The sequence below is a fragment of the Bacillus sp. PK3-067 genome (assembly GCF_056738645.1).
This window is the reverse complement of the sequence record NZ_CP096490.1, coordinates 3,649,040-3,673,899: the sequence shown is the minus strand read 5'-3', so window position 1 is coordinate 3,673,899 and position 24,860 is coordinate 3,649,040. Positions and strand designations below refer to the sequence as shown.

Genomic DNA, 24,860 nt, shown 5'->3' with positions numbered 1-24,860 from the left:
TCTCTCCGGCATGGAGAGGTTTTTCTATGTAAATGAGTTTTTTCGACAGAAAAAGTTTTTTATCTCTCCGCAGTCAGACAATCATTGCAAATTTTCTTATATATAATGAAGAGAAAAGGTTGTCCAGATTGGGAGTGGAAAAATGAAAACGTATGAATTGTATTTAATTCAAGAGGATATTGCGAAAGCTTATTTTGGTCGTGAATATTTGTTTTTTGATTTATTTGCTCGATTTTCAGAATCTGGGTCCCTTTCGGAGAAAAAAGTGTTATATAAGCAAATGATGTATATAACGATGCCATTGCAAGTAATGAAAATTCATCATAAATTAGAACAAGCTTTGCGCGTTCTTGGTAAATATGATAGAACACATCATACACATACACTTTATACGGGAGCGGAGTACGGCGAAATAATGGTGAAACCGCACTATATTCGTATGAATACCTCTGGAAATGTCTCTATGGAAACGACGTTCTTTGAGGTGTTAAGAAAGTGTGAATTAACATTTTTAGCTATGGATTATGAAAATACAAAGTACGGATGGCTGAATCCTCTAAAACAAGTACGAACATATGTGTAAAAAATGTCGAATTGTATCTTGTCTTATTGAAAAGGTTTTAGTACACTGTAAGGTAGACAACATGAAGGAGGAAAATATATGCCAATTTGGTTAGGTATTCTAGTGGGCGTAGTAGCACTAGTAGCAGGCGTGGCGTTAGGATTTTTCATTGCCCGCAAATACATGATGAATTACTTACAAAAAAATCCACCAATTAACGAACAAATGTTAAAAATGATGATGATGCAAATGGGACAAAAACCTTCCCAAAAGAAAATCAATCAAATGATGAGCGCAATGAACAAGCAACAAATGAAATAAGCGCTAAAAGACACTCGCTAAGAGTGTCTTTCTTTTTGTTAGTTATAGTTTTTAAAACTTTTAAAAATTCTGTATTTTTGGTAAACTGAAAACATCGCTCATTTTAAGGGAGGAGGAAAAAAATGAAAGTGTTTATGAATTTAGCGTGGTTTTTTAAACAAGAAAAACGAGCGTACATAACTGGAATTATTTTATTGTTTGGCGTTGCACTTTTAGAACTTGTAGCACCAAAAGTAATTGGAATCGTTGTAGATGAAATTAATGATGGAACATTGACGACCGATAAGTTACTAAAATGGGTTGTACTATTAGTAATTGTAGGTATTACGATGTACATATTACGTTACATATGGCGTATTATGATTTTCGGGTCTTCATTAAAATTAGCTCGCCAATTACGAAAAAATTTGTATGAACATTTTACAAAGATGAGTCCATCTTTCTATCAGTCAAATCGGACAGGTGATTTAATGGCACATGCGACCAATGATATTCAAGCGATCCAGCAAACTGCTGGAGCAGGTGTTTTGACGCTTGTTGACTCATTAGCTGTCGGAGGATGTGTACTCGTAGCGATGGGTTTTACAATTAGTTGGAAGTTAACATTATTAAGTTTAATTCCAATGCCGATTGTAGCTATTTCGACAAATTATTATGGAACTTTATTACATAAAAGGTTTCATAAAGCACAGCAATCGTTTTCGGAAATCAATGATAAAGTGCAAGAGAGTATGAGTGGAATGAAAGTGATTCGCTCGCTTGGACAAGAGAAAGAAGATTTACAGGCGTTTCGAAGAAAATCAGAAGATGTTGTACATAAAAATGTGTTAGTTGCACGTATTGATTCGTTATTTGATCCGACAATCTCTCTTATCGTTGGATTTTCTTTTTTAATCGCAGTATGTTACGGATCGGTATTAGTTGTAAGAGGTGAATTAACAGTAGGTGATCTCGTTACATTTACGACATATTTAGGTACCCTCGTTTGGCCAATGTTAGCGTTTGGATGGTTATTCAATATTATGGAGCGTGGGCGTGCTTCATATGACCGTGTAGAAAAAATTCTTTCACAAAAATCAGATGTAGTAAATAGCGAAAATGCTGTACATACAATAGCGAGCGGTAATGTTTCGTTTGCCGTTGATTCATTTTCGTATAAGAAAAATGAATTGTTACATTTAAACGATATTCACTTTGATTTGAAGAAGGGCGAAACGCTAGGAGTTGTAGGACGTACAGGCGCAGGGAAAACGACTTTATTAAAATGTTTAATCCGTGAGTATGATCATTTTAATGGTGAATTAAAAATTGGGGAGCGAGATATTCGAGATATAACACTTCATGGTGTCCGTTCTGCCATTTCATACGTGCCGCAAGATCATTTTTTATTTTCAGCAAGTATTGGCGAGAATATTGCCTTTGGAAAGGCGGATGCTACATATAATGAAATTACCCAAGCAGCAGAGATTGCTTGTATTCATAATGACATCCTCCAATTTTCAGAAGGATATGAAACAGTAGTAGGGGAAAGAGGTGTTTCGTTATCTGGTGGTCAAAAACAGCGAATCTCTATTGCTCGTGCTTTATTAACAAATGCTGAAATTTTAATTTTGGATGATTGTTTATCAGCGGTAGATGCAAAAACAGAAGAGACGATTTTAAGTGCCTTAAAGAGGGAGAGAGCAGGGAAAACGACGATTATTACTGCACACCGATTAAGTGCAATTCAGCATGCCAATCTTATTCTTGTTGTTGATGAAGGTAGAATTGTACAAAGAGGTACACATGAGGAATTAATGAAGGAAAACGGCTGGTATAAGGAAATGTATGAAAGCCAGCAATTAGAAGCTTTAGTCGAGAAAGGAGGCGTATGATGGTAGAGAAGAAGCGAAGTGATTTAAGTAGATTGCTTTCCTATATGAAGCCATATAAAGGGTTACTATCTTTAGCATTTATCTTTTTAGTTGGTGCGACAGTAACGGAAATGATGGGTCCTTTTTTAATTAAACAATTCCTCGATGAACACCTAGTACCGCGGGATTTTGAACGATCAGCGCTCGTTACTTTATTTGTAATTTACATAGTTGCTCATTTATTAAAAGTACTATTTACGTATTTAAATCTATTGTACTTTCAGAACATTGCTTTTAAGATTGTTCAAGATATGCGAGTTGAAGTATATGAACATGTTCAAAAGCTGTCATTAAGTTTCTTTGATCGTACGCCGATTGGTACACTTGTATCGCGTATAACAAATGATACGGAAGCGATTAAAGATTTTTATGTCAGTGTATTATCAACATTTGTAAAAAATGTAGTCTTTTTAGTAGGTATTTTAGTAGCGATGTTTTTATTAGATGTAAAATTAGCGCTATTTTCTCTCGTATTAATTCCGATAATGTTTGCGATTATGGTATTATATCGCCGGAAAAGTGCAGCTTTTTATTTAGAAGTACGTAATCAACTAAGCGTGTTAAATGCAAAGTTGAACGAGTCCATACAAGGAATGAATATTGTTCAAGTGTTCAGACAAGAAAAACGTATGAGAAAAGAGTTTGAAGAAGTGAATAATAAACATTATAGTGCAGGGCGACGTACTTTGAAGTTAGACGCATTACTTTTACGACCAGCTACGGATTTAGTACATATTGTAGCTATTGCGTTAGTACTAGGTTTATTTGGGATTGATGCTTTAAAGAGTCCTGTTGAAGTAGGAGTTTTATATGCTTTTGTTAACTATATACATCGTTTCTTCCAACCTGTAAATGAGATGATGATGAAATTGTCCTTCTTCCAACAGGCACTTGTTTCGTCATCACGTGTATTTCATTTAATGGACGAGAAAGATTTAGCACCGGTTCAAAAAGGCAATGAGAATCCTCAAATCGTGGATGGAGATATTGAATTTAAAAATGTTACTTTTTCATATGATGGAAAGCGTGACGTTTTAAAAAATGTATCATTTCACGTGAAACAAGGGCAAACGGTTGCTTTTGTTGGGCATACTGGTAGCGGAAAAAGTACGATTATGAATTTGTTAATGCGATTTTATAATATTAAGTCAGGAAATATTGTAATAGACGGTGTAGATTTAGAAAAATTTGAAGAACGAGAAATTAGAAAGAAAATAGGACTCGTATTGCAAGATGCATTTTTATTTGCTGGAAATGTAAAGCAAAATATTCGTAAGTATAATGAAGAAATTACGGATGAAGAAGTAAAAGAAGCTGCTCGATTTGTGCAAGCGAATACGTTTATTGAAAAGTTACCAAAACAGTATGAAACAGAAGTAGTAGAAAGAGGTGCAGCATTTTCAAGCGGTCAACGACAATTAATTGCTTTTGCTAGAACGATAGCAACGAATCCGAAAGTATTAGTATTAGATGAAGCAACAGCTAATATCGATACAGAAACAGAAGAGGCTATTCAAACAGCGTTGCAACAAATGCGAAAAGGTAGAACGACGATAGCCATTGCGCATAGGTTATCTACAATTCAAGATGCGGATCAAATTTTTGTGATGCATGATGGAGAGATAGTAGAGAGAGGGACACATCAAGAATTATTAAGTGAGCAAGGTTTGTATTATAATATGTATTTGCTACAAAATAAAGTGAGTTTGCAAAAGGCCTTGTAATACAAGGTCTTTTTTATTTTGTATACAAAATATGTTTACTCTTTGTTTCTATAGCATAAATGTCGTGTCCTCTTATGAAACTTGTACATATTGTATGTATACGAAGTAAAAAAATGATAGGAGATTTTATATGCAAAACAGATCAAGTTCAAATGTTACGTTTATTGATGTGTCTCATTGGGAAGGGAATATTGATTGGAATGCAGTGAAGGCATCTGGAATTCCAGCAGCGTATGCAAAAGCGACAGAAGGTGTAAACTACATTGATCCTACTTTTACTAAGAATGTACAAGCAGCACGAAATGCGAATGTATTAATTGGTGCATACCATTTTGCACGCCCAGAACAAAATGATGCAATTTCAGAGGCAAAATATTTTGTGAGTATATTACAAAATAACCAGACAGACTTAATGCCAGTTCTGGATTTAGAATCACCAATAGATCCGAGTAACAGTAATTTAACTGGTAACGCTATATCGAATTGGGCAAGAAGCTTCATAAATTATGTGAAACAGGCTACTGGAAAAGATGTAATGTTATATACAGGAGTTTGGTATATTAATGAGTTCGGAATTAGCGGATTAAGTGATATACCGCTTTGGATTGCTAAATACTCGAGTACACCGCCTGCTGATGCTGGTGGATGGACAACGTGGACAGCGTGGCAGTACACAGATTCAGGACAAATTTCAGGCGTAGGAAATTGTGATGTATCAGCTGCAGTTTCATTAGAAGCTTTAAAAGGGAATGGAGCAAGTGGTGGAGGTAATGTTTCCCCGCCTAATAATGCAACTCCAGTGTACGGGGTTGCTATAATTAATGGAGATAATGTGAATTTGAGAAGTGGACCATCTTTGCAGTCTAGTGTAATTCGCCAATTGAATCGTGGCGAAACATATGAAGTTTGGGGAGAACAAGATGGATGGCTTTGTTTAGGGACAAATCAGTGGGTATATAATGATCCGAGTTATATTCAGTATAAACATTATGTGGCGACTATTACTGGTGATAATGTAAATTTGCGTGATGCTCCATCATTAAATGGAAATGTTATAAGACAGTTACATCATGGTGAATCGTATCGAGTATGGAGTAAGCAAGATGGATGGCTTTGCTTAGGGACAAATCAATGGATATACTATGATCCAAGTTATATTCAGTATGGTGTACAATAGAGTGAAAATAAAAGGTGCCCCGTCAGAGGTGCCTTTTATTAAAAATATACAACTTTTACAAAGTCTATATCGAAACCATAGTATACTATAATAGATATATTTATAAAAAATAATCGAAAATGAAATAAAGGGGTAAAAATATGAATTATGTGCTAATAGGTGCGGTTTTAATATTATTAGCTGTAGTATTTGTGCTGTTTTATAAAAATAAACAGTTAGAATCAGAGAGTCAGCAAGTAGAATTTGAAAAGAAACAAGCAATTGAAACGTATGAAAACGAAATTGCAGCTACGGTGATAGAGCATAAAGAACAACAAAATAATTTAAAAAATATGGAACAGAAAAAATACAATGATTTACAAGTAAGTGCAAATAGAGAAATTGAAAATATGCGTATGATGAAGAATCAATTAGCTATGCAACATAGTAAAGAACGTGGTGAAATACAAAATAAACATAATAACGAAATACATATGTTTCAAAAATTAATTGCAAATTTACGAGAATATACTAAAAACGGCGCTGAAATGAATACGTACGAAACATTACATTATATGAAGCGAGGATTCATAGAGCAAGGCATCATATTAGATGCTGAAATTGAAATCATGCCGAATGTTTTTATTAAAAATAATAGTGAAATAAACGATAATCGAATCCATCATCTCATTTTGTGCAAAACTGGTATTTATCTACTTGAGACGAAAGAATGGGAAGAGAAATTAATTCATGGTTTAACGAAAGAAAATGCTGGTATATATTCATTTATGATTGATGAAATGGGTAAGTATCAACAAGAACTTGAAAAAGAAGAGACATTTGAATATATAGTAGGTAAAGATTCGGCAACTATACAAGTGAAAAATGAAGGGAATCCAGTATATAAGGCGAAGAAACTATCTCAAATTTTATACAATTGTTTGAAAGAAATGCAGGCTAATAGTATAAAAGAAAAGGTAAAACCAGTTGTATATTTTTATAATGAAAATGGAAAAGAAATAATAGATCTTTCAAGTGAGGAAACACCTAGATTAAAAGATCGGGAGCAAATTGTAACGTTCTTCAGAAATGAAATCTTAGCAGGAAAAATAGTATATACAGTGCAAGAATTAGAACAGATTCGAGAAATGATTAGCCGGATGAATTATATAGTGAGTTAAAAGGGGAGATCTTTCTGAACGCTATGCTACGTGGCATTTTGTATGTCTATTTTTGTATGTCTATTTTTGTTTGTATATAGTAATGTACATTGTATTTATATTCGTCATTGATATGGTCCATATACCCTTAAGTGTAAGGAGCATTTTTGTAGTATTCATACCATTTGTTTTATTAGTCATGATTCAAAGGGCTATTTTATATGTTTCTAAAAATCGTAATGAAGAAAAGAAGCAAATGTTGGGGGGGTTAATAGTAGCACTCATACCATTAATAGTGTGCACTGTACAACTAAGTGTAAATGAATATACATCAAAGTTTAATCAAAATAGATGGTTAAATCATGCAGATAAGCGGGTACATATGGTAGATGATCTATTACAAAAATATAAATTAATAGGGAAATCAAATGAAGAAATTACACAATTGTTAGGAGCCCCAACGGAAACGAGAAGTGGGGGAGAAGGAGTTATCACTTTGTATTATCTTGGGACTGAACGTGGCTTTATCCCAATAGATAGCGAACAGCTTATTTTACAATTTGATAGAGATGGTAAAGTCATGGAATATACGGTGCATAAAGATTAAAGAAACGTGGAGGGAAGCTATATGTTATAGCTTCTTTTTTATTTTTCAATATGTCAAGGAAGGGGGAGAAGGTTTTTGAGTGGAATAAGGAATGAAAGCGGAGGTGATGCATATATATAGATGCATTGGGCGATTATTCGCCCGATTGGTGAGGGTTAATAATCAATAAGTACGGACCAAAACCCCACTGATGAAAGTTTCACTTTATCATATTGTATAAATGAAAAGGAGGTAAGACGGTGAAAGCAATCCCGACTGATGTCCTGAGTAAAGAATTGATGGAAAGAGAAGGAGTTATATCTATTACAGTAAAGGAATTTGAAAAAATAGAAGTAGCTGGAGTAGTAGTAGCTGGTCCAGCGGTTATTTTGATTAATCAAGATTAAGTACATATCATTGAAATAAAAAGCATCCATCTAGGATGCTTTTTATTTGTATGTAAGGATAAATATGATGGATAATTGTGTTACTGGAGGGAAAGTCTGTGGCAATTATTATAACAATGTTAGTAATGGGTATTTTATTAGGATTTGTTGGAGCTGGAGGAGCTGGGTTTATTATCGCGATACTCACTTTAGTATTTCATATTCCTATTCATGTTGCTCTTGCAACATCTTTAACTGCAATGGCGTTTACGACATTATCAGGTGTTGTCAGTCATTACCGTGAAGGTAATGTAGCACTTATTATAGGCGGGATTGTTGGGGGATTTGGCGCAATTGGCTCTTATATTGGTTCTAAATTTGGTTCACTTATACCAGCACATCTTCTTCATTGGTTTACAGCTGGGATGTTATTTTTATCGGCAATTTTTATGTTTATTAAATTAATTATGTTCCAAAACAAAGAACAGTCATCTTTATATAAGCATAAAGAGTTTTCCATGAACTACTTGTTGAAATGTATATGCCTTGGATTAGTTACTGGAATGATGGCTGGTTCATTTGGGATTGGTTCTGCACCGTTTATTCAGCTTGGATTAATGGTTCTATTGGGATTAACGATTCAGCAATCTGTAGGGACAACAATGCTTGTTATATTACCGATTGCAATTGGAGGCGGTCTAGGATATAGTTCGGAAGGATATTTAGATTATATATTGTTATTGCAAGTATTAATTGGGACCATGTTAGGGGCATATATTGGCGCGAAGTTTACAAATTATGCACCGCGAATGCTTTTGAGGTTTTCGATGATTATGACACCGGTTTTAGCTGGATGTATGCTATTGATGGAGTAAGGTGAAATTATAATAAGTAGGGGGTTACTGCTTACAAATAGCGGGATAAAATTAATATAGCAAACTATTAATATATTTTACGAATGAATTATGTAGGTAATTCATATTTCCCATATAAAAGGATTTGTTTTAATATTATGAGTGTAAAGTTCGAGTATTCGAAGTACTACTTGAATTATATCCCTATCCCTTTTCTAAAAATGCGAACAAGTTTTGCCCTATTCTATTCAATAGTTAATTGCATAGAAATATATTGTTCGATGACCATTATGGAACGTACATAATGGGAAAATCCCGATCCTTAAAGAGGATGCCCCTAATCTTCATGTGAAAATATGATCGGATAAGAAAGCTGACCAATTTATGGTCGGCTTTCTTTTTGTTCAAAAACAATTTTTTCTTTAATTTCTGTTTGTAATAATACAGTTTTTCCAAAGCGACGTTTGCATTCCGCACGCACTTTTTCAATGGCTAGTAGCTGAGTAGTCGCGGGAACTGTGACAATAGCTTGGCGAGCCTTTCGATTTTCTTCACAAAAGACACATTCCACAACATAATTAGAAATCATATTTTCATCCTTCCAGTTTTAATTTCTAAAAAAGGATTGTCTATGAAGTTGATATAATTTTTCGTCATTGTTTTATTATTTTCCTCTTTTTTTCAAGGGGAAAATAAAAAAGAGGGCGAATTTTAGTAGGGGAGGGATGTTTATGGAGAGATGGATAGGTAGTGCAGCGGTATGTGTAAATGAAAGAAATGAAGTTTTAATGGTACTGCAGGGCAAAGAGGGAGAAGAAAAAAGATGGTCTGTCCCAAGTGGAGGACTTGAAAAGGGAGAGACACTAGAAGAATGTTGTATCAGGGAAGTTTGGGAAGAAACAGGTTACAATGTGGAAGTGGTAAATAAAATATATGAAAAAGAGGGTATTACATACGGTGTTCCAGTGTATGTCCATTATTATTTTGTTAAACAAATAGGCGGTAATATGAAAATCCAAGATCCTGATGAGTTAATACATGAAATTGCTTGGAAAGGGATACATGAAATTGAACAATTGTGTTTAGCTTTTCCAGAGGATTATGAATTGCTGTGCCAATATATAGATAAAGAAGCAAGTATGTAAATACTTGCTTCTTTAATGTATCCAAGACAAGAAAAGCGGAACGATAACTAAACTAGCGCCTGCTGTTAAAAGCATGGATAAACTTGCAATTGTTCCTTCCACAGGACCGATTTCGAATGCTTTTGATGTACCGGTTCCATTTGCGCTCGTTCCTAACATAATACCTTTTGCGATTGCTGTTTTAATGCGGCAAATGCGTATGAGAGAAGGACCGAGCAATGCTCCTGTTAAGGCAGTTAAAACGACAAATACAGCAGTTAATTGTGACATACCACCAATCATTTCTGAAATAGCCATTGCGATTGGTGTTGTTACGATATGTGGCGCTAAACTATGTTCTAGTGATGAATCAATTTGAAAATAATTTGCTAGTAGTGCTGAAGTAATGACTGATAAAAACGAACCGACAATGACATTAAGTAAGATAGCCATTCCATGTTTCTTTAACAAATCAAAATATTTATAGATTGGCCATGCAAAAGCAACTGTTGCGGGCTTTAATAATTCAGTTAACCAGTGACCACCAGATTCATATGTTTCATAAGGTGTATCTAATCCGAGCAATAAAGCAATTAAAATAATGGGACAGACGAGAAGAGGAGAAAGTAGACTCCAATTCCAACGTTGATACATTTTTTTTGATATCCAATATGTGAATAGTGTTAATAGTAAACAAAGAAATCCGATCATTGCGTTGATCCTTTCCGCTTTAGTAGCAATTCTGTTAAAAGTCCTGTAACTAAGGTAACGCAAAGAGTGCTAATCATAATAATTAAAATGAGATCGATTCCATATTGTGTTAGTGTATCTCTGTAACGTATGACAGCGACTGCAGAAGGGATGAAAAATAAAATAAGTTCTTTTAATAAAAAATCTGCTCCGTCCTGTATCCATTCTTTCTTAACTAGGTTAAATTTTAACGAAATTAATAATAAAAAAATACCGATTATACTTCCTGGAACTGGGAGGTGTGCCTGTTTTGCAATCCATTCACCTGTCCAAGCGAAACAAAATAGTAACAAAATTTGTCCGCTTAACTTCCACCATTTCATACAGTAACCACCTCTTTCTTTTTTTACATAAAAATTGTAAAAAAGAATTAACAATTTCTACTATACGTTCATTCAAAATATTTGTCTAATATATAAATTATATGTTATTAATATATTAGACATATTAATCGAAAGTGAAAAGGGTGTCCAAAAATGGAATTACGGCATTTGCAATATTTTGTTGTTGTGGCAGAAGAGTTACACTTTGGACGGGCAGCTGCTCGTTTACAAATGACACAACCACCACTTAGTCAACAAATACAGCAATTAGAAAAAGAAATGGGAGTTACATTATTTTCAAGAACGAAAAGAAAGGTTGAACTAACAGAAGCAGGAGAAATGTTTTTAAAAGAAGTAAAAAAAGCGTTTGAACAAATTGAAAAAGCAGTAGAAGTTGCACAAAGTGCGCAAAGGGGAGAAGTAGGATCACTTTCAATTGGTTTTGTAGGTGCGGCGATATATGATATTTTACCATCAATTGTTAGGGAATATAGAAAGAAATTTCCGAGAGTGTCTGTTGCATTACATGAATTGTCAACACCAGATCAAGTTCATGCACTTCATGATAACCGTATTGATATTGGCTTTTTACGTCCACCAATTCCAACACAATTATTAGAATTAGAGCCAATTCAAAGGTTATCTTGTACCTTATGTTTACCAAAGGCACATCCACTTGCAGAGAAAGATGAAATACATATAGAAGATTTACGAGATGAGCCGTTTGTATTTATTACGAGACCAGTATGGCCAGCTTTGTATGATACAATTTTATCTCTTTGCAGAGAAGTTGGATTTAGTCCACGTATTGTACAAGAAGCAACAGAGTATCAAACAGTTATGGGGCTTGTAGCGGCAGGAATTGGAATTACAGTAATACCCGTATCGGCAAATAAGTTATATAAAACAGAAGTTGTATATAAAGAATTATATGATTCTAATTTTGTGGCAGAAATGTCAGTGGCTTACAAAAAAATGAATAGTAATCCAGAGTTGCTAGAGTTTTTAAAAATTGCAAGAGAGAAGAAAAGAATAGAAGTAGAAGATGAGTAATAGTAGTAACAGAAAATGAAGTTAATTCAGATTTATAAAAGTACACCTTGTTAAACAATAAAGCGGAAATGCAACTTAAGTTGCATTTCCGCTTTATTGTTCTTTTTTTAGCTCGATACTAAATAGATAAACGTGTTCATTTTCTTTTAAGAGTAAATCAATACCTTTGTCTTCGTCAATTGTAGGGACGCTTACAGTTTCTTTACTTGTTTGGATTACAGCAGCTAAAATTGTTTTTTGATTGTATTTTAAATTTTTTATAGATTGGATTGTAGTAGTTGCGGAGCTATTTACGCTTGGTGGTGCTTCTTCATGAACAAGCGTTGAAGCACCTTCAATATTCATATACCACTGCCTTTTTTCTTGTATATCTTTATCGAATTGGAAATGTGGTGGTAAAAAAGAAAGCTTTACTTTCTTTTTTGAAAAATGTGAGGTAGCTATATTAGCAATTTCTTTTGTTTTTTTACCATTGTTATAATAATCAATTGTAGCATTTATTTCATCTTTATCATTTTTAAGCGTAACGTTATAAAACATGCTATTTCCTTCTTGAAAAGGAGTCATTTGTAAAATAGAAGCTTGCTCTTTTGTTAATTTGTATGGCTCAACAATGGCAACTTCATTGTTTTTTATTTTGCTACAACTTGTGAGTAATAATAAAAACAAGATTGATAGTAATTTTATACGCATGCAATCTCCTCCTTTTTACAATTATATTCTAAATGTGATTTTTTATCATTTCGTTTTCTAGGACTAAAGACTTAGAAGAAATTCCGATTGTAGTGCGATGTTTAAAATGTCATATTTTTATACACTAGTAGTATAGAATGCGTATGTAATAAGGTAGGGGAAGAATTTTATGTCTTTATGTCGGTTAGCGAGAAAAAATATTAGAACATTTGCTACCAAAAGGATGAAGCAATTTATGTGGATTGCTATGAGTATTATGATTTTGTTTTTTATGATATCGTTACAATTTAATGAAGGAGCTATTTTGAAAGTAGGGGATGCATTTGTATTTCAAATGTATTTTTACACACTGTTTATTGTACTAATTTTCATATGTATCTTTACTACATATAAAATGATGTACTCCCTTTTGCTAGTGAGGAGAGAGGAGTTTACATCTTATGTAGCAGAAAATATAAAAAGAAAAGAAGTACTATGTTTATTATGTCAGGAGCAATTATTCATTTATGGAGCAGCGTTTGTTTTTGGATTAGTTAATGGGATGTTATTTTTAAAATTATTTACGATTATCTTTATAAGAATAGCAGGAATACAAGGGATAAATAGTGCACCGATTACAATATATGCAATAGTAGTAGTGAGTATAATTATGATTGTTATCCTTCTATTATCGATGGTGCAATGTTTTCGATTTGTTCAAAGTTTACAAGATAAAAATTCGTTGCATTTCAAGAAAAAGGCATGAGAAATCATGCCTTTTTCCATTTTACACATAAAAATAATCATGTTACAGTGAAAAGACCTGACAAAGAATGGGAAGGAAAGGTTGTATAGAATGACAAATGAACAATCAATTGTAAAAGTCGATTGGTTAACGAAGCGAATCGGATCAAAGACACTTGTACAAAATATTAGTTTTGAAGTGAAAAAAGGCGAGGTTGTCGGTTTACTCGGACCAAACGGTGCTGGAAAAACGACTTTAATGAGAATGATGGTTGGTATGATCCGTATGACAGAAGGTGAAGTATGGATTGATGGTCAATCTGTGAAACAGCAATTCGAAAAAACAGCTGCGAAAATTGGAGCGGTAATTGAGACACCTGAATTTTATCCTTTTTTGAGCGGCTATGAAAATTTAACATATTTCGGACGAATGAATGGTAATGTGACCGAAGAACGTATCGATGAAGTAGTGAAATTGTTAGGGATGGGACAAGTAATTGATCGCAAAGTAAAAGCGTATTCACTCGGCATGAGACAACGTTTAGGAATCGCTCAGGCACTTATTCACGATCCAGACGTGTTGATACTAGATGAACCGACAAATGGATTAGACCCTAGTGGAATACATGAAATGAGAATGTACATAAAAAAAATTGCACATGAACAAGGAAAAGCTGTACTTGTATCAAGTCACTTACTTTCAGAAGTTGAATTAATGTGTGACAGAGTTATCATTATTCAGCACGGGGAATATGTGGCTACGCAAAATATTCAGCATAGCCAAAGCGAAGAGATGGAGACGATCCGTATACGTGTAGATGATGCGAATAAAGCAGCAGAAATATTAGGGCATGATGTTTTAGTAAAAGATAATGAATTACTTATTAATGTAAAAGATGAAGAAATCCCAAATGTTATTCGTACATTGCTTGAGAAAAATATTCAAGTGTATCGTGTATATGAAGAAAGAAAAACGTTAGAAGAGCAATTTTTAGAATTAACAGGGGGAAAAGATATTGTTTAATTTAGTATATAACGAACTGTATAAAATATTTAAGCGGAAGCGAACGATTATTCCATTTGCAGTTATTGCAGTATTAATAATCGGATTAGGATGGGTTACGGTAAAGTATTTTGAACCGGAAACAAAAGGATGGAAAGTAGATTATACAGAACGAACTGTAGAAATTGAGAAAAAGCTTGGCATGAAAAAAGAAGCTATTTTAGCAGAAAAATCAGGGGATGAGCTTGTAAAAGAATACCAGCTTAAGATGAAGCATTTAGATACGGATACAGCACCGGCAAGCAGTTCTCCACTTTCTTTCATGAGAGATACAGGTTTTATCGTATTTCCAATTTTGCTCCCATTTATCCTCGTGTATGCAAGTACAATTTTTGCGAATGAATATAGCTGGGGAACATATAAATTTTTAACGATACGACCAGCGAGTCGCTTTAAAATTTTAACAGCAAAATTTTTAGCAATCGTTATATTTGCAGCTTTATTATTTATATTTAATATGATCTTCTCCGCTTTATGTGGACTTGTTATTTATAAATTCCAACAGCCTGCATGGAGTGAGTTTATTTTCCAAGATGGAAATATAATAAAACAAAACATTTTTGTAGAAGCAAGTAAATATTATGTTTTATCGTGGTTACCAACGGTTGTGTACGCATCGTTTGCATTTATGATTTCTGTGTTAACGAGATCTAGTGGAGGTGCAATTGGTATTTCACTATTCCTTGCTTTATCAGGCAATATTGCGTTATTAGCAGCCACTAGATATAACTGGGCGAAATATTTATTGCCAGCAAACACAGATTTATATAGTATTTCAAAGAACGGAAGTTTTATTGATGGAGTAACATTCCCGTTTGCATCATGTATGTTGCTACTTTATTTGTTCGTATTTTTATGTATTTCATATACTGTGTTTTTAAAACGTGATTTAACTTAATAAGAAAAGCCGTTCAGGTGCTGAGATGCACTTTGAACGGCTTTTTTTATGAGAATTGTTTAAGTGCTCTTTCGGCTAGTAAAGCAAAGTATTCTGCACTTATAGGCAGTGCCTCTTCATTAATTGTAAAAGCAGGATGATGCCATTCATGTGTACCGCTCGTTCCCATAAAGACGAATGAACCTGGTATTTCCTGTTGGTAAAATGAGAAATCTTCTCCAGCCATTGATAGACTAGGCGAGATGATATTAAGATTCATCTTTGTGGCAACTTGAGTAGATAAGTCTGAAAGAGCTTTATCGTTGTGAACAGCAGGAGGACCTGAATAAAAACGGAATTTCGTTTTTACACCTAATGCATCAGATACACCTTTAATAATACGCTCCATGAGTGCTGGAATCTTTTCACGTGTTTCAGCTTGGAACGTGCGAATCGTTCCTTCTAACGTAGCTTTTTCAGGAATTACGTTCCACGTATTTCCTGCGTGAATATTTGTAACACTAACAACCGCATTATGAGATGAACTTATATTTCGGCTTACAATTGTTTGCAGTGCCATCACAATTTGAGAGGATGCGACAATAGGATCTACGCCAGCATCTGGTACAGCCGCGTGTGTACCAACTCCGTGAATTTCAATTTCAAATCGATCAACTCCAGCCATCAGTGGACCATCTTTAATGCCAATTGTACCTACTGGTAAATCAGGTTTATTATGCATGCCGAAAATCGCTTGCACATTACGTAAATGTCCAGCATCAATAACTTTGCAAGCGCCATTACTACTTTCTTCAGCTGGTTGGAATATGAAGCGAACCGTTCCATTTAGGGAAGATTCTCTTTCTTTTAATAAGAAAGCAGTACCTAAAATGGCAGCTGTATGAAAATCGTGTCCACAAGCATGCATTTTTCCTCGTACTTTAGATGCATAGGACAAATGTGTTTCTTCTTGAATAGGAAGGGCATCAATATCAGCACGAACTGCTACAATTGGCCCGTTTTTATTACCAGACACTTCAGCGATAATTCCTGTTTCTAAATTGGAGTCAATGATAGTAATGTTTTTTTCTTCTAACCAATTTTTTATTGCTTTTGTTGTTTCGAACTCTTCATATGATAGTTCCGGATACTCATGTAAATGTCGACGGATGGAAATAAGTTTTTCTTTTAGTTGATTTGAAATAGATACCATGTAGTATGCCTTCTTTCTTCAGCAAAATATTTATCATAAGTATACAACAATAAAAGAGAGGATTCTCAAATGAAAATCCTCTCTCGTTTATCCCGTATTAATGGGCAGTCCGATTGGTTCAACTAATTAAAGTTTCGCTTTATGCTGCGACTTTTTTATGCGTATGATGTTTACGATAACGTCCACGCATTGCGTATGCAATTTGCGGGATTGCAATCCCGATTAAAATAAGTGATACACCGAACCATTGTGAAGATAGTACAGCCTCTTTTAAAACGAATACGGACATAATTGTTGTAACTGGTAGTTCCGCTGCACCAAGAATAGTTGCTAAGCCAGAACCGATTTTTGGAATACCGATTGTAAAGGCAATAGATGGAATTACGATACTAAATGTTCCTAATCCTAAACCGTATTTCCAAAGACCTTGAGAAATGGCACCATTAAAAATAAATGTTGGTGGGAATACAATCATGACTAAAGTTAAAGCACCAGTCATTAAGAGAACACCGCGCGGTAATGAAGGTACTTCAACAGCAACTTTTCCGCTCACGAAAATGTATGTTGCGAATGTAACAGCAGATAATAAACCTAAAATGATCCCAGTCGTATCGAAAGCACCTGCTGATTGTTCAAGTAAACCACTTGATAAAAATGTCCCTACAAGTAAGAAAATAACAGAAATAACTTTTTCTCTTGAAGGTAATGTTTTTGTTGCGACTGCTTCAATGATAATTCCGACCCAAACAAATTGGAATAAAAGAATAATTGCAATAGAAGCTGGTACAGTTTTTAATGAAGCATAATAAAAAATTCCGGTAAAACTTGCAGATGTTCCTGCAACGAATAAAAGTAATGCTTGCTTTAAAGGAACGCGATGTCTAGAAAATAGAAGTGTAATAGCAAGCAAAATAATCCAACCGAACAAATATTGGCTGCCAATTACCTCTCCAAGTGAAAATCCTTCTGCATATGCAAGCTTAACAAAAATAGCTAAAATTCCATAACTACACGCTCCTAATAAAACTAAAAGAGAATAACGAAGCATGAAAAATTCCTCCCATCTATATGAAGTTGTTCCGTATCGAAAATATATAACTAGAGGGAAGTATACAAAATTAGAAATAAAGGGTCAAATGAAAGAAAAGTATGACATTTTATAGAATAATAATAAAAGTATGATATTTATGCATAATCTTGAAATTATTAATAGTAGAAGTATTATAAAATCAACTTTGCATTGTATAGAGCCAGCATTTGAAAAAATATTTTTTAAACCAATATGTATATAGACGTACTAGTAACGTGCTAATTATTTGAGAAACTATGTTACCTTTGTTATGGTAATGACAATTAAAGGAGTTTTCATAATCCATTTGAGTTTTTTCTATATAATAGAAGGAAATGAAAACGTTTTATTAGAAACTGTGAGGAAGTACGGTTTTTCTTATTGCCACGTTGTAAAAGTGATTTCACGAATTGTTCATAGTATTTTTATGTGTTTTTGTTACAATATTTAGGGAGAGGAGTGGAATGATGCAAGATATTAGTATTTTTTTAGCGTTTGGCGCCGGGTTCTTATCATTTATTTCCCCATGTTGCTTACCGCTTTATCCGGCATTTTTATCGTACATAACAGGTATGTCGGTTTCTGAATTGAAAGAAGAAAATGCAATGCTTCGCAAAAGAAGTATGATACATACAGCGTTTTTCTTACTTGGATTTTCAATTATATTTATTGCAATTGGATTTGGTACAAGTTTTATTGGAGGAATCTTTACTGACTATAAAGATTTAATCAGACAGTTAGGTGGTATATTTATCATCGTGTTCGGCTTAATTATTGTCGGGGTGTTTAAGCCGAAATTTTTAATGCAAGACCGTAAATTTACATTTAAAAATCGTCCAAGTGGCTATTTTGGATCAGTACTAATTGGATTAGCCTTTGCAGCAGGGTGGACGCCATGTACCGGACCAATTCTAGTGTCCGTAATTGGATTAGCAGCAACAAACCCAGAATCAGCAATGATTTACATGATTGCTTACATACTTGGATTTGCTATCCCGTTTTTCGTACTGTCATTCTTTATTACGAAAATGTCTTGGATTAAAAGAAATAGTATGGCCTTCATGAAAGTCGGAGGATATATTATGATTGTTATGGGGGTCTTCCTATACTTTAACTGGATGACGAAAATTATCGTATATTTCTCAAGTTTATTTGGTGGTTTTACCGGTTTTTAGTATTATTCTGCGAAAATGTTGGAAATACTAACGGAAAAGCATATAATGAAAGTATATTTTGCATATAGCCACAAAAAAGGATGAGAAAATATGAACATAGTTCTTTTATCAAGTATCGTTGCTGTTTGTATGGCTGTCGGTGCGATGTTTATTCGTTTAAAAGCAGCTAAGAAACCTGCAACATTGAAAAAAATTATACTTCCGCCATTTTTTATGAGCACGGGAGCATTGATGTATGTTTTTCCTGAATTTCGATTAACTCCAGCGGAAATGTTAGAAGCAATTGGCGTCGGTTTGTTTTTCTCTATTTTTCTTATTAAAACATCTAAATTTGAAATTAGAGGACAAGAGATTTATTTGAAGCGTTCAAAAGCCTTTGTTTTTATATTAATTGGATTACTTGTCGTGCGGATTGTATTTAAAACATACTTAAGCCAATCTCTTGATTTAGGACAACTTAGTGGCATGTTCTTCTTACTGGCGTTCGCGATGATTGTGTCATGGAGAATTGCCATGTACCGTTCCTTTACGAAATTACAAAAGGAAATGGAAAAAGAAGATGGTTTTTATAATGAAAAAGATATGAAGCTAACTTAAAAACTGTATATGTACCAAATAAAAAGACAGCGTCAAAGGCGCTGTCTTTTTTATCGAAAATAATATGAAGTTACTTTGCGAGTAAAGATCGATAGTTAGAATAATCAATCTTTTTTTCTTGTAGTTTTTTAATTAAAAATTTATGATCACGCTTTGGTGTGGCAATGATATATCCTTTAATAATTAAGTCTTGTGTAATTTGAGAGGCATTTTCTTGTAATGCAAGTTCCCCGATTTTTCCAGCAATCTTTGATTTTGCAACATCGCGAAATAGTTCTGGAACAGGACTTACAAGCTCTTCTAACAATTGTTTTTGTTCGTCAGCCCATAAATGTCTCGTTTTATTTATGTAGTGTTCTTCCCAATCCAAAATGGACATGCCGTCTTCTTTTGGTAAACGTTTTAAAAATTTTCTGAACATAAAGTATCCACCGATAGACATAAGCCCTAATAAAATAACCGTCCATAATACAATGAACCAACTGAACCATCCTTCGAGCAAGCATATCCCCCCTTAATGATAGCGGTTTTCTTTTATTCATATTATATACAGTGAGATTCATAGAAAGCAAGAACGCTTGGTCATTTTGACCAAGCGTTATCATTTAAACAAAGTATAGTTGTTCCACATGTAAATTATTATTATCATCTTCTACATATTCAATGATTAATGTGCCAACTTTACGATCTTTATCTTCAGTTGTGAAAATAGAGTAAGAAGTAAAACGTGTTTTTGATAGGCCGCTTATGTGTGTAGGTAAAGAAATGTAGTCGTTATCGCGGAAGAATTCCATCAGTTCAATATCCTCAAATTCTTTTCGGTCAACTTGTTTGTTTGTATAGCGGCGTTGAAGTTGTTTTAAAGATTCATTCCAAGAAATTGCTTTTGTGTCGTATACCATTGTTCTATCTCCTTACTGTATGTAATTATTAAGAACATACGTTCTAATCTAGTATACTCTTTTTATTAGAAAAGGGAAAGCAAAAAATAATGTAAGCTTGGATTTCCAAGCTTACATTATTGATGCGTCCGTCATAATCTCTATTTTTCATTATAAGTTAGATAAGAATAAGAAACAAGATGATATATATAATGTTGAGAGTTTTCAAGATTCTGTATATTATAGGTGTACTAAAGTGTAAGGGAATGAGAGGTGTGACATACGTAATTTCACTGCAAGGGCCGATGGCTAGCGGAAAACAACATTAGCAAAAAGGTTAGAAAAGAGAGGGTTTCGAGTTATATATGAAAATCCATATCCAATTGTAGAGAAGCGAAAAAAATTGAATTTAGATATGAATTCAAAAGTAGGGTTTATTATGAATCAAAAAATGTTTATGGAAGCAAAAATAAAGGAGTTTCAAAATGTGAAAGATTCAGTCGTAATTTTTGATCGCGGACCAGAAGACATTGAGTTTTTTACACTCTTTTATCCAACGAGTATAGGAGAAGAGTGGGATATAGAAACTGAATTGAAAGATGAATTATATAAATTAAGAGAATGCCGTTCGGATGTGATTTTTTACTTAGATGTTACGAAAAAGAATGTATATGATAGAAAAAATAATGATAGAACAAGAAACAGAAGTACATTTGAGGAGCAATTTAAATTAGCAGAAACTGAAAAAGACTGGTATAAACAATTTCCTGTAACTTATGTGGACACAAATAGATTAACAGTTGACGATTTAGAGGTATATTTTATGGACTGGTTAAAGGAGAGAGGGCTATGAAAAAAATACTTTTATTTGTATACCCAACATTTGCGGAGTTTGAAATAACAGTAGCGACGGCATTGCTGAAAAATAAATTTGAAATCATTACAGCGGGCTTAACAAAAGAATTGATTATAAGTGAAACAGGTTTGCAAGTGCAACCACATATAGAAGTAAGTGAAGTACGTGTAGATGAGTATGAGGGGGTACTTATTCCAGGTGGAGAAGAAGTACAGTTGAAAGATGCGAAATCTCTTTTTTCAGTCATTCGTCAATTTCACGAACAAGAAAAATTAGTGGCGGCAATTTGTGCTGGACCGTATGCGCTAGCAAAAGCAGGGTTATTTAAAGGGATTTCTTATACTGCGACTATAGATTATCAAAAATTCGATTGTTTTCCAGTAGAAAATTTCGTGTATGAAGAAGTTGTGCAACACTCAAATATCATTACAGCACAAGGGCATGCATTTGTACCATTTGGAATAGCGATTGCCTCTTATTTTGGAGTGGCAGACGAACATAATACAGATTTTTATTGTGGTAAAGGCAATGTAGTAATGGAGAAACTTTTACGAGAAAACGTGTAAAAGCTAGCAAATGCTAGCTTTTTTACACCGATAAATTACTAACGTTTTTGGATCGCGCCATATACCGTTATGGAGCGATAATTCCTTGTTGATTTCTTCTGTTAGCCATTCTTTCATCTCGGCTTGAAGATACATATTATCGGGTATATTTAACGATGGAAACATGCTGGAAATATAGTTTACTATTGGGGTAGCATGATGAAAAACGAGCGCATTATGAATAACTGTTTCTTCAACCGTTGGAAAAGCAGATGCTACTATCTCTTTACCATTTTCTAAACAAAATGGAGAGACTGCTGGTGATGTTTTCGCTAGATCAAATGCGTCAAGCATGTTGTTACACATTTCAACTATACGAGGTAATGAAACTTTAGAATTTGTTGTAGCTAAAAGTGTTCCGCCAGAACGAATGACTTTATAAAAGCCTTGAATTGTTTTTTCAACATCTTTCACATGGTATAACATATGTCTTGCAATTATTAGGTCATAACAATTTGTTTCGAAAGGAAGTTTACTAGCGTCCCCTCGTCTCCATTCTATTAAGTTATTTATTTTAGCAGCTTCAGCAAGCATAGCTTCGGATTGATCAAACCCGGTTAATGGGCCTTTATGACCATTTGTTTGTAAAAGGGAAAGGAATTTTCCACTAGCGCACCCAACCTCTAATATGTTTTCATCCCCTTGAAGGTGTAAATGTTCAATGACGATCTTATCTAAATCTACGTGTTTTTCTTCGTAATGTGTATGTGTGTCGATGCGTGTTTGTAAATGGTTGCTAACGTTATATTGACGTTTTACATCATTCATTTTGTCACATTCCACCTTTGTGCAAAATTGTTGGATTGCATGTGTTAATACATCTGTTTTCTTTAAACCTTCGTAATGGAGTGCTGATTCAAACCTTTCAAGTAATTTCTCTTCAATTCAAAAATGAATATCTTTTCGTTTTGTCACTGAAATTTCGCCCCTTTGCATCTGTTAGTGAGACTATAGCACGTCTGGAAATTTTGTGTAAATCATTTGTGTACACAAAATTAGGGGGATGAAAAAAATGTTTGAATATGATTTTAAACTATTGACGATTTAACCGTTTTCATATATTCTTAAATTAAGTAATATTCAAATAATTCAAAAGAAATGAGAGAGTCACATGCTTCTTCAAGGAACACATCGAATTGGTCGTATGGCCATGCTGTTGGCACTTGCGGATGAGAATGAAAGTCCTGTATTATCCATTCCAAAAGGTTGGAAGTATTGTACGGGGAAAGTGGGTTCGATGAATTCGCAAAAGGTTGTCGCAGCAATGGAAACAGCGGCTAAAAGCAACCAAGTTATTGAAACAGACGTTTACAGAGAAACACATGCACTTTATCATGCAATTATGGAAGCTTTGTACGGAGTGACGAGAGGTCAAATTCAGTTAGCAGACGTTCTTCGTACAGTAGGACTTCGTTTTGCGATTGTGCGCGGTACACCATACGACGGGAAAAAAGAAGGCGAATGGGTTGCTGTTGCATTATATGGAACGATTGGTGCACCTGTAAAAGGATCTGAGCATGAGGCGATTGGTTTAGGAATTAATCACATATGATTTGCCCATAGTCTATTAGTTAGAAGGGGGCCTTACTTTTTTAGGACAGAAGTCTGTCTTAAAAAGATAAGGTCCCCTTTTGCCTTTTTAAGGAGGAAAAATGATGATTACGTTAACAGGACATACATTGACAGTTGAAGAAATGAAGAGGTTATTACTGGAAGGAGAAGGTGTAACAGCTTGTCCAACTAGTATGCAAAAGGTAGCGGAGTGCCGCGAAGTAGTTGAGAAAATTGTAGAGGACGGAAAAGTCGTTTACGGTATTACAACTGGATTTGGAAAGTTTAGTGATGTGCTTATCCAAAAAGATGATGTAAAGGCACTTCAACATAATTTAATTCAGTCACATGCATGTGGGATAGGTGATCCATTCCCGGAAGAAGTATCGCGCGGAATGTTAATTTTACGAGCGAACACGATGCTTAAAGGAGTATCAGGCGTAAGGCCGCTTGTTGTAAATATGCTTCTTGAGTTTGTAAATCGTAAAATTCATCCAGTCGTTCCGCAACAAGGTTCACTTGGTGCAAGTGGAGATTTAGCACCTTTATCTCATCTTGCGCTCGTATTATTAGGCGAAGGTGAAGTGTTCTATAAGGGGAAACGCGTTCATGCAATGGTTGCTCTTACAGAAGAAGGGCTTGAGCCAATTGAACTTGAAGCGAAAGAAGGTCTTGCGTTAATTAATGGTACGCAGGCGATGACAGCACAAGGAGTTCTTTCTTATATAGAAGCAGAAGCAACGGCATATCAAGCTGAACTAATTGCTTCGATGACAATTGAAGGGTTACAAGGCATTATTGATGCATTTGATGAAAATGTTCATAAAGCACGTGGCTATAAAGAGCAAGTGGATGTAGCAAGCAGAATTCGTGACATTCTTCATGATAGTAAGTTAACAACAAAACAAGGAGAACTACGTGTACAGGATGCCTATTCACTTCGTTGTATCCCGCAAGTACACGGTGCTTCTTGGCAAGTTTTGAATTATGTGAAAGAAAAATTAGAAATTGAAATGAATGCCGCAACAGATAATCCGCTAATCTTTGATGGCGGGGAAAAAGTAATTTCAGGTGGTAATTTCCATGGTCAACCGATTGCATTTGCGATGGACTTCTTAAAAGTAGGAATGGCGGAACTTGCAAACATTTCAGAGCGTCGTATTGAGCGTTTAGTAAATCCGCAGTTAAACGATTTACCGCCATTTTTAAGTCCAGAACCAGGACTTCAGTCTGGTGCAATGATTATGCAATATGCTGCAGCGTCACTAGTTTCTGAAAATAAAACGTTAGCACATCCGGCGAGTGTTGATTCAATCCCGTCATCAGCTAACCAAGAAGATCACGTAAGTATGGGAACAATCGCTTCACGTCATGCACATCAAATTATTCAAAATGTAAGACGTGTTCTTTCAATTGAAATGATTTGTGCGATGCAAGCGGCAGAATATCGCGGGATTGAAAACATGAGTACAGTGACGAAGAGCTTCTACCATCAAGGGCGTCAGCAAGTACCATCTATTACAAATGATCGCATCTTCTCAACGGATATTGAAAATATTGCACATTGGTTAAAAACGAATTATTCGATAAAAGAAAGATTGGATGTAAACGCAGCACTATAAAACGAGAAAAGGGAGAGATTGAA

The 24,860-nt window shown here is 34.5% G+C and carries 29 protein-coding genes and 1 pseudogene; 21 read left to right on the top strand and 9 right to left on the bottom strand.

Annotated features, from left to right (window positions below; genetic code table 11):
* The first annotated feature begins 142 nt into the window (after window positions 1–142).
* The 9 genes from sirA to M1D73_RS18785 all read left to right on the top strand — a co-directional run bounded on the left by sirA (window position 143) and on the right by M1D73_RS18785 (window position 8,683).
* Complete coding sequence (gene sirA / locus M1D73_RS18825) at window positions 143–583, top strand: sporulation inhibitor of replication protein SirA (RefSeq protein WP_000860645.1); 441 nt, start codon at window positions 143–145, stop codon at window positions 581–583.
* Window positions 584–661: 78 nt separating this feature from the next.
* Complete coding sequence (locus M1D73_RS18820) at window positions 662–883, top strand: YneF family protein (RefSeq protein ID WP_001123317.1); 222 nt, start codon at window positions 662–664, stop codon at window positions 881–883.
* A gap of 122 nt (window positions 884–1,005) precedes the next feature.
* Window positions 1,006–2,757: an ABC transporter ATP-binding protein gene (locus tag M1D73_RS18815; protein WP_000862455.1), complete on the top strand. Its 1,752-nt coding sequence runs from the start codon at window positions 1,006–1,008 to the stop codon at window positions 2,755–2,757.
* Window positions 2,757–4,520 carry an ABC transporter ATP-binding protein gene (locus tag M1D73_RS18810; RefSeq protein ID WP_481157938.1) on the top strand — a complete coding sequence of 588 codons (1,764 nt, stop codon included), beginning with the start codon at window positions 2,757–2,759 and terminating at the stop codon, window positions 4,518–4,520. Before M1D73_RS18815 ends, M1D73_RS18810 begins: the two co-directional genes overlap by 1 nt.
* A 130-nt stretch (window positions 4,521–4,650) precedes the next feature.
* Window positions 4,651–5,697, top strand: coding sequence for a GH25 family lysozyme (locus M1D73_RS18805; RefSeq protein ID WP_001181393.1), 1,047 nt, complete (start codon window positions 4,651–4,653; stop codon window positions 5,695–5,697).
* Between the two features lie 140 nt (window positions 5,698–5,837).
* Window positions 5,838–6,857 (top strand): NERD domain-containing protein, encoded by a 1,020-nt coding sequence (locus tag M1D73_RS18800; RefSeq protein WP_025689692.1) that lies wholly within the window; start codon window positions 5,838–5,840, stop codon window positions 6,855–6,857.
* An 82-nt stretch (window positions 6,858–6,939) separates the two neighbouring features.
* Window positions 6,940–7,443 (top strand): hypothetical protein, encoded by a 504-nt coding sequence (locus M1D73_RS18795; RefSeq protein ID WP_071741034.1) that lies wholly within the window; start codon window positions 6,940–6,942, stop codon window positions 7,441–7,443.
* A gap of 239 nt (window positions 7,444–7,682) precedes the next feature.
* Complete coding sequence (locus M1D73_RS18790) at window positions 7,683–7,829, top strand: BC1881 family protein (protein WP_000644411.1); 147 nt, start codon at window positions 7,683–7,685, stop codon at window positions 7,827–7,829.
* A 98-nt stretch (window positions 7,830–7,927) separates the two neighbouring features.
* Window positions 7,928–8,683 carry a sulfite exporter TauE/SafE family protein gene (locus M1D73_RS18785; protein ID WP_000974659.1) on the top strand — a complete coding sequence of 252 codons (756 nt, stop codon included), beginning with the start codon at window positions 7,928–7,930 and terminating at the stop codon, window positions 8,681–8,683.
* A gap of 361 nt (window positions 8,684–9,044) precedes the next feature.
* Here M1D73_RS18785 and M1D73_RS18780 read toward each other — a convergent pair whose 3' ends face one another.
* Window positions 9,045–9,251, bottom strand: coding sequence for a DUF3903 domain-containing protein (locus tag M1D73_RS18780; protein ID WP_000625222.1), 207 nt, complete (start codon window positions 9,249–9,251; stop codon window positions 9,045–9,047).
* A 142-nt stretch (window positions 9,252–9,393) separates the two neighbouring features.
* Here M1D73_RS18780 and M1D73_RS18775 point away from each other — a divergent pair, with 142 nt between their 5' ends.
* The gene (locus tag M1D73_RS18775) at window positions 9,394–9,807 is read left to right on the top strand and encodes an NUDIX hydrolase (RefSeq protein WP_000442981.1); all 414 of its coding nucleotides are present in this window, start codon (window positions 9,394–9,396) and stop codon (window positions 9,805–9,807) included.
* A gap of 12 nt (window positions 9,808–9,819) precedes the next feature.
* On the opposite strand, the gene M1D73_RS18770 is transcribed toward M1D73_RS18775, so the two are convergent.
* Both M1D73_RS18770 and M1D73_RS18765 read right to left on the bottom strand, forming a co-directional pair.
* Entirely contained in the window at window positions 9,820–10,497 is a 678-nt protein-coding gene (locus M1D73_RS18770; RefSeq protein ID WP_000578954.1) for an LrgB family protein, read from the bottom strand.
* Window positions 10,494–10,859 (bottom strand): CidA/LrgA family holin-like protein, encoded by a 366-nt coding sequence (locus M1D73_RS18765; RefSeq protein ID WP_000872365.1) that lies wholly within the window; start codon window positions 10,857–10,859, stop codon window positions 10,494–10,496. The genes M1D73_RS18770 and M1D73_RS18765 overlap by 4 nt, the downstream gene beginning before the upstream one ends.
* A 153-nt stretch (window positions 10,860–11,012) precedes the next feature.
* Between M1D73_RS18765 and alsR the strand changes: the two genes are divergently transcribed.
* Window positions 11,013–11,912 (top strand): acetoin biosynthesis transcriptional regulator AlsR, encoded by a 900-nt coding sequence (gene alsR, locus M1D73_RS18760; RefSeq protein WP_000423234.1) that lies wholly within the window; start codon window positions 11,013–11,015, stop codon window positions 11,910–11,912.
* A 93-nt stretch (window positions 11,913–12,005) separates the two neighbouring features.
* Here alsR and M1D73_RS18755 read toward each other — a convergent pair whose 3' ends face one another.
* Window positions 12,006–12,605, bottom strand: a complete 600-nt coding sequence (locus M1D73_RS18755; protein ID WP_001220612.1) for a hypothetical protein — start codon at window positions 12,603–12,605, stop codon at window positions 12,006–12,008.
* A gap of 169 nt (window positions 12,606–12,774) precedes the next feature.
* Between M1D73_RS18755 and M1D73_RS18750 the strand changes: the two genes are divergently transcribed.
* From M1D73_RS18750 to M1D73_RS18740, 3 genes are all read left to right on the top strand, one after another.
* Window positions 12,775–13,350, top strand: coding sequence for an ABC transporter permease (locus M1D73_RS18750; RefSeq protein ID WP_000050617.1), 576 nt, complete (start codon window positions 12,775–12,777; stop codon window positions 13,348–13,350).
* Window positions 13,351–13,440: 90 nt separating this feature from the next.
* A complete protein-coding gene (locus M1D73_RS18745) occupies window positions 13,441–14,352 on the top strand; it encodes an ABC transporter ATP-binding protein (RefSeq protein WP_481157937.1) in 912 nt (303 codons plus the stop codon).
* The gene (locus tag M1D73_RS18740; protein WP_000482759.1) at window positions 14,345–15,289 is read left to right on the top strand and encodes an ABC transporter permease; all 945 of its coding nucleotides are present in this window, start codon (window positions 14,345–14,347) and stop codon (window positions 15,287–15,289) included. Before M1D73_RS18745 ends, M1D73_RS18740 begins: the two co-directional genes overlap by 8 nt.
* A 46-nt stretch (window positions 15,290–15,335) precedes the next feature.
* On the opposite strand, the gene M1D73_RS18735 is transcribed toward M1D73_RS18740, so the two are convergent.
* Both M1D73_RS18735 and M1D73_RS18730 read right to left on the bottom strand, forming a co-directional pair.
* Entirely contained in the window at window positions 15,336–16,481 is a 1,146-nt protein-coding gene (locus M1D73_RS18735) for a M20 peptidase aminoacylase family protein (protein ID WP_000253674.1), read from the bottom strand.
* 139 nt (window positions 16,482–16,620) lie between these two features.
* On the bottom strand, window positions 16,621–17,529 hold the full coding sequence (locus tag M1D73_RS18730) for an EamA family transporter (RefSeq protein WP_000947043.1): 909 nt from the start codon (window positions 17,527–17,529) through the stop codon (window positions 16,621–16,623).
* Window positions 17,530–17,851: 322 nt separating this feature from the next.
* On the opposite strand from M1D73_RS18730, the gene M1D73_RS18725 reads away from it, so the two are divergent.
* The 3 genes from M1D73_RS18725 (at window position 17,852) to M1D73_RS18715 (ending at window position 19,322) form a co-directional block, all read left to right on the top strand.
* Window positions 17,852–18,001: a peptidase T gene (locus M1D73_RS18725; protein WP_071732505.1), complete on the top strand. Its 150-nt coding sequence runs from the start codon at window positions 17,852–17,854 to the stop codon at window positions 17,999–18,001.
* 16 nt (window positions 18,002–18,017) lie between these two features.
* Complete coding sequence (gene ccdA, locus M1D73_RS18720) at window positions 18,018–18,725, top strand: cytochrome c-type biogenesis protein CcdA (protein ID WP_001152676.1); 708 nt, start codon at window positions 18,018–18,020, stop codon at window positions 18,723–18,725.
* Window positions 18,726–18,815: 90 nt separating this feature from the next.
* Entirely contained in the window at window positions 18,816–19,322 is a 507-nt protein-coding gene (locus tag M1D73_RS18715; protein ID WP_001028439.1) for a CcdC family protein, read from the top strand.
* 70 nt (window positions 19,323–19,392) lie between these two features.
* On the opposite strand, the gene M1D73_RS18710 is transcribed toward M1D73_RS18715, so the two are convergent.
* Window positions 19,393–19,824, bottom strand: a complete 432-nt coding sequence (locus M1D73_RS18710; protein WP_000889373.1) for a DUF2621 domain-containing protein — start codon at window positions 19,822–19,824, stop codon at window positions 19,393–19,395.
* Between the two features lie 103 nt (window positions 19,825–19,927).
* Window positions 19,928–20,224: a hypothetical protein gene (locus M1D73_RS18705; RefSeq protein ID WP_000262401.1), complete on the bottom strand. Its 297-nt coding sequence runs from the start codon at window positions 20,222–20,224 to the stop codon at window positions 19,928–19,930.
* 245 nt (window positions 20,225–20,469) lie between these two features.
* Between M1D73_RS18705 and M1D73_RS18700 the strand changes: the two are divergent.
* Window positions 20,470–21,056, top strand: a pseudogene (locus M1D73_RS18700) (AAA family ATPase).
* Window positions 21,053–21,625 carry a DJ-1/PfpI family protein gene (locus M1D73_RS18695; RefSeq protein ID WP_000722200.1) on the top strand — a complete coding sequence of 191 codons (573 nt, stop codon included), beginning with the start codon at window positions 21,053–21,055 and terminating at the stop codon, window positions 21,623–21,625. The pseudogene M1D73_RS18700 and the gene M1D73_RS18695 overlap by 4 nt, the downstream one beginning before the upstream one ends.
* 3 nt (window positions 21,626–21,628) lie before the next feature.
* Here M1D73_RS18695 and M1D73_RS18690 read toward each other — a convergent pair whose 3' ends face one another.
* On the bottom strand, window positions 21,629–22,549 hold the full coding sequence (locus tag M1D73_RS18690) for a class I SAM-dependent methyltransferase (RefSeq protein WP_244191058.1): 921 nt from the start codon (window positions 22,547–22,549) through the stop codon (window positions 21,629–21,631).
* A 226-nt stretch (window positions 22,550–22,775) separates the two neighbouring features.
* Between M1D73_RS18690 and hutP the strand changes: the two genes are divergently transcribed.
* Both hutP and hutH read left to right on the top strand, forming a co-directional pair.
* Window positions 22,776–23,216 (top strand): hut operon transcriptional regulator HutP, encoded by a 441-nt coding sequence (gene hutP / locus M1D73_RS18685; protein WP_000926516.1) that lies wholly within the window; start codon window positions 22,776–22,778, stop codon window positions 23,214–23,216.
* A 103-nt stretch (window positions 23,217–23,319) separates the two neighbouring features.
* The gene (hutH, locus tag M1D73_RS18680; protein WP_000631874.1) at window positions 23,320–24,837 is read left to right on the top strand and encodes a histidine ammonia-lyase; all 1,518 of its coding nucleotides are present in this window, start codon (window positions 23,320–23,322) and stop codon (window positions 24,835–24,837) included.
* Window positions 24,838–24,860 lie beyond the last annotated feature (23 nt).